The sequence below is a fragment of the Caballeronia sp. M23-90 genome (genome assembly GCF_053574605.1).
On sequence record NZ_JBSIPA010000436.1, the window covers coordinates 1 to 5363 of the forward strand.

Below are 5363 nucleotides of genomic sequence, written 5' to 3' on the forward strand. Positions count from 1 at the left end.
ATTTCGCCAGCCCGGATACCGGCCGGAACGGTTTGACATCTGGAGCAACAGGTGCCGCGGGGATGCGGTGCGGGCTCGACACTTTCATCATGCCTTGCCGGGTTTGAAGCCCAGTATGCTTTTCGCTAGCGGCATTTCGCCAGCCCGGATACCGGCCGGAACGGTTTGACATCTGGAGCAACAGGTGCCGCGGGGATGCGGTGCGGGCTCGACACTTTCATCATGCCTTGCCGGGTTTGAAGCCCAGTATGCTTTTCGCTTGCGTCATTTGGAGGCTCATGGCGTTTCCGGCATCAGGCAGTCAATCGATAAAAACGGAGTAAAGGATGCAAATGCGCAAGATCCCGGTCACGGTCGTCACAGGCTTCCTCGGCAGCGGCAAGACCACGTTGATGCGGCATATCCTTGAAAATGCCAAAGGGCTGCGGATCGCAGTGATCGTGAACGAGTTCGGCGAACTGGGTATCGATGGTGAGATATTGAAGGGCTGCAGCATTGGTTGCGAGGACGAAAGCACGACCGACCAGCCGAACCTCTATGAGCTTTCGAATGGTTGCCTCTGCTGCACCGTTCAGGAAGAGTTTTATCCGGTGATGGAGCAGCTCGTCGAGCGTCGCGATCAGATCGATCATGTGCTGATCGAGACCTCGGGGCTTGCGTTGCCCAAGCCGCTGGTTCAGGCGTTCAACTGGCCGTCGATCAAAAATGCTTTCACCGTCGACGCCGTCGTGACCGTGGTCGATGGTCCGGCTGCTGCAAGCGGCCAGTTCGCGGCGAACCCGCAAGCCGTCGACGAACAACGCCGCGCCGATCCGAATCTCGATCACGAATCGCCGCTGCACGAGTTGTTCGAAGACCAGTTGGCGTCAGCCGATCTGGTGATTCTCAACAAGATCGACCTGATCGATGAGGCGCAGCAACGCGCCGTCGAAACGCTCATACGTGGCGAGATTCCGGCGGGCGTGAAGATCGTTCCGGCGCAGATGGGGCAACTCGACCTGCATGCGCTGCTCGGGCTCGAAGCGGCGTCGGAGACCACGATCCATCTGCGCGTGGATCATCATGGGTCGGTAGATGACGAAGGCCACGCCGACCATCATCACGACGACTTCGATTCTGTCGTGGTCGAGGCGCGCGTGGAGTCGCGCGACGCGGCGGTCGCTGCATTGCGCGCGCTGGTCGACGCCAACACGATTTATCGTGTGAAGGGCTTCGCCGCGTTGCCGGGCACGCCGATGCGTCTTGTGGTGCAGGGCGTGGGCCAACGTTTCGATACCTACTTCGATCGCCGGTGGACACCCGCTGAAGCCGAGGTCGGAACGAGCCGCTTTGTGCTCATTGGCGAAGACCTGGATCAGCCGCGTCTGCAACAAGCGCTTCTCGACGCGCTCGCCAGCGCACCTGTGCAGGCCTGAACCGTGCATCTGCTACGCACGACGCCCGGTGGTTTTGTCGATGACGCCGCGGGCGTCATGCGCATCGACCAGACGCCTGCGCCGATCGTCGTGCTGAGTTCGGCCGATACCACGCTGTCGCTTCTTGCAGGCGTCGTGCCGAATCTCGAAGCGGGGTTTCCTGCTGTGCGCCTCGCCAATCAGGCGTTCCTGCGGCAGCCGGCATCGGTGGACTTCTACGTCGATGACGTGCTCAGGCATGCGCGCGTGATCGTGATCGATCACCTTGGCGGCGAGGCCTATTGGCCCTACGGAATCGAGAGTATCACCACGCTTGCGCGCAAGAATGGCCAGATGCTCGTGATGTTTTCCGGCGACTTGCAGGAAGACCCGAACCTCGTTGCGAAGAGCACCGCGGAGCCCGCATTGTGCGACCAGCTCTGGCGTTATCTGCGTGAGGGCGGCGCGCAAAATGCCGAGGCGTTCCTGCGCTGCATTGCGTATCGGGCGCTGGGCTACGGGCGCGAGGCCGACTTGCCCACGCAGTTGCCCGCGGTTGCGATCTATCATCCGGCGCGGCAGATTGCGACCATCGACGACTGGAAGGACAGATGGACGCAGGGCGCGCCTGTCGTTGCCGTGCTGTTCTACCGCGCGCATCTGCAGTCTGGCAATACAGACGTATTCGACGCATTGATCGATGCGCTCGAAGCGCAAGGCCTGAACCCGTTGCCGATCGCGATGGCGTCGCTGAAGGACCCGTTGAGCCGCGAAGTCGTGCAGACATTGTGCGCGGATAACAATGCGTCGCTCGTGTTGAACACGACCTCGTTCGCGGCCGGCGTGATCGATGACCCCGCGCCGTTCGAACTCGCTGGCGACGCGCCCGTGCTGCAAGTGATCCTCAGCGGCGGGAATCGCGAGGACTGGGTCAAGGACAACCACGGGCTGACATCGCGCGACATTGCCATGCACGTTGCGCTGCCGGAAGTCGATGGGCGCATCATCACCCGCGCGATCAGTTTCAAGGGCCTGGCGTACAGATGCAAACTGACGCAAGTCGATGTCGTGCGTTATCAGCCCGACCTCGAGCGTGTGCGTTTCGTCGCCGAGCTGAGCAGGCGCTGGTGTCGCCTGAGGCAGCTTCCGAACGCCGGCAAACGCATCGCGCTCGTGCTCGCGAATTATCCGCTGAGCGAAGGGCGCATTGGTAACGGCGTGGGTCTCGATACGCCGGCATCGGTCGTGAATATTCTTTCGATGCTCGCACGCGAGGGATATGCCACGCAGGATATTCCCGTTAATGCCGACGCACTGATGCAGGCGCTGACATCGGGCGTGACCAACGATCCCGTCGTGCGCGATATGCGTCCTGCGCTGCAGAGTCTCGCGCTCGATGATTATCTCGATGCATTCCGCAAGCTCCCCTCCGACGTTCAGCAAGACCTGAACGCCCGCTGGGGTCCGCCCGAAGCTGACCCGACTGTGCGGCGCGGCCGCTTCATGATCGCGGGCTGGCGGTGCGGCCATGTGTTCGTCGGCATTCAACCGGCGCGCTCGCGAGAACGCGGCGATTACGCGAGTTATCACGACGCCGAACTCGTGCCGCCGCATTCGTATCTCGCGTTCTACTTCTGGCTGCGTTTGCGCTTCAACATCGATGCAATCGTACACGTCGGCAAGCATGGCAATCTTGAATGGCTGCCGGGGAAAAGCGTGGCGTTGAGCGCGTCGTGCTGGCCCGACCTGACGCTCGGCGCCATGCCGCATTTATATCCGTTCATCGTCAACGATCCGGGTGAGGGCAGTCAGGCGAAGCGGCGCGCGCAGGCGGTGATCATCGATCACCTGATGCCGCCGCTCACGCGCGCTGAAAACTATGGGCCGTTGCAAGACCTCGAACGTCAGGTCGATGAATATTATGAAGCGCTGATGGTCGATCCACGCCGCGCGAAGCTCTTGCGAAAGACGATTCTGGCGAGCATCGTGGAGCATCGGCTGCATGAAGAACTGGGACTCGAGAAACCGCGCGACTCCGATACGGAAGACGCGTTGCTCAATCGTGCCGATGCCTATTTGTGCGAGCTGAAGGAAGCGCAAATCCGCGATGGACTGCACGTGTTCGGTGCTTCGCCGCAAGGCGTTCAACGCCGCGATACCTTGCTCGCATTGGGCCGTTATCCGACAGGCGACGGACTCGGCGCCAATGCAAGCGTGCTCACGGCGCTGGCTCGTGACCTGCAACTCGGCGACACGTTCGATCCTTTGGACTCCGACTGGACTGCGGCATGGACGGGGCCGCGTCCTGCTCGACTTATGCAAATGATCGATGCCCCCTGGCGTCATCATGGCGATACGCGCGAGCGTCTTGAGTTGCTTGCAACGTCGCTGCTGGACGGTCCCGCGAATACGGTCGGCCCCAACACATCGCAGGTCCTCACACGTTTGAACGGCGATCTTTTATCTCGCCTCGATGCATGCGGTCCGCAAGAGCTGCTGCAACTCCAGCGCGGCCTCGACGGACGCTTTGTGCCGCCAGGTCCGAGTGGTTCACCTTCACGCGGACGACCCGATGTTCTCCCCACCGGACGCAACTTCTATTCCGTCGACACCCGCGCCGTCCCCACGCGCGCAGCCTGGACGCTCGGCCTGAAGTCCGCGAACTTGCTGATCGAACGACATCTTCAAGAGCACGGCGATTACCCGCGTGCGATTGGTTTGTCGGTTTGGGGAACGGCCACGATGCGCACGGGCGGCGACGATATTGCGCAAGCCATGGCGCTGATCGGCGTGCGTCCGAAGTGGGCCGCGGGCAGCAATCGTGTGACGGACTTCGAGGTCTTGCCTATCACGATCTTTAACCGGCCGCGTATCGATGTCACGCTGCGCGTTTCGGGTTTCTTCCGCGATGCCTTCGCGAACCTGATGCATCTCTTCGACACAGCCGTTCAGGCCGTCGCCGAACTCGACGATGAAGACGAAGACATCAATCCGATCCGCGCACGCATCATGCGCGAACGCGATGAACACGTCGCTCGCGGACTGGACGAAAAAGAAGCGCGTCTGCGTGCCGGCTGGCGCGTGTTCAGCACGAAACCCGGTGCCTACGGTGCGGGGTTGCAGGAGATGATCGACGCAAAGCAATGGCAGAGCGATGCTGATCTTGCGCGTGGATTCCAGAACTCGGGCGGTTACGCGTACTCGCAAAAGGGCGATGGCGTCCATGCACGCGATTCATTTGGCGCGAGGTTATCGACTATTGACGTGGTGGTGCAGAACCAGGACAACCGCGAACACGACCTGCTCGATTCCAACGACTATCATCAGTTCCAGGGCGGCATGGTCGCAGCGGTGCGGCATCTTTCGGGCGCGCAGCCGCAGGCGTACAACGCCGATCACAGCAACCCCGCGTCGCCGCGCATACGCACCTTGCAGGAGGAGATATCGCGCGTGATCCGCTCGCGCGTGGTCAATCCAAAATGGATCGATGGCGTGAAGCGGCACGGCTACAAGGGCGCATCGGAACTCGCGGCCACGGTGGATTATCTCTTTGGCTACGACGCCACCGCACGCGTGGTGTCGGATCATCAATACGCGCTCGTCGCCGATGCTTACGTGAACGACGCCAATACCCGCGAGTTCATGCAGCAGCACAATCCGCATGCGCTGCATTCCATCTGCGAGCGTTTGACGGAAGCCATGCAACGCGGTTTATGGCAAAGCCCGGGCGACTACCAGACGCAGATCGAACGCCATCTGCTGGATGCCGAACAGCAACTCGAAGGGCAACGAACGTGAACGACATTCTCTTTCCTTTCACCGCATTGGTCGCGCAGGAGCCGTTGCAACAAGCACTTTTGCTCGCTGCGGTCGACCCCGCGCTGGGTGGCCACGCAAACTTCATGCCGCAACATGAATGTTCTGGTCAAGAGTTTCGCGGCGAGCGTGACGATAGGGCTGTCCCTGGCA

At 61.3% G+C, this 5363-nt stretch carries 2 protein-coding genes; both read left to right on the forward strand.

From position 1 onward, the window contains the following. The first annotated feature begins 326 nt into the window (after positions 1-326). Positions 327-1415, forward strand: coding sequence for a cobalamin biosynthesis protein CobW (gene cobW, locus ACRXB1_RS29250; RefSeq protein WP_062171225.1), 1089 nt, complete (start codon positions 327-329; stop codon positions 1413-1415). A gap of 3 nt (positions 1416-1418) precedes the next feature. Further along, positions 1419-5192: a cobaltochelatase subunit CobN gene (gene cobN, locus ACRXB1_RS29255; protein ID WP_449494010.1), complete on the forward strand. Its 3774-nt coding sequence runs from the start codon at positions 1419-1421 to the stop codon at positions 5190-5192. Positions 5193-5363: the final 171 nt, after the last annotated feature.